Annotated in this window: 1 protein-coding gene; it reads right to left on the bottom strand. The window is 55.8% G+C overall.

Annotation, left to right across the window (positions count from 1 at the left end):
* On the bottom strand, window positions 1-248 hold a 248-nt coding region (locus SB822_RS55770; protein ID WP_410858934.1), incomplete at its 3' end, for a hypothetical protein.
* Window positions 249-330: the final 82 nt, after the last annotated feature.

Raw genomic sequence — 330 nt, 5'->3', positions numbered from 1 at the left:
AGGGCGCCTTCATCTGTCGCTATTTTCGCGATATCAATATTCGCCCGCTCAGCCCCGCTAAGCGGAAGCCTCCCTTTGAGCAAGCCATTGAGCTTGCTGTATCCCGCATAGAGCATCTCTGCAATCGGGCTACCCGTCTCAGGATTCAGGATGTAGTAGACGCCCGCTGCGTTGGCCTCATCGCCATGCTGCTTGGCGCCGTTCGCCAAGGCTTTCTCTTCATTGTTGAAGATGCCGTTGTTGGACACGCGGATGCGACGAAGTCGGCCGCGATATCCGCAAGGTCTACCTCAGCGTTTGAGGGGGACGCCTTTAGGAATATGTCTAAAC

The sequence above is a fragment of the Paraburkholderia sp. SIMBA_054 genome (genome assembly GCF_046534875.1).
Classification (GTDB): Bacteria; Pseudomonadota; Gammaproteobacteria; order Burkholderiales; family Burkholderiaceae; genus Paraburkholderia; species Paraburkholderia hospita.
Note: the sequence above shows the minus strand (reverse complement) of the source record. Positions and strands in the feature narration are given on the sequence as shown.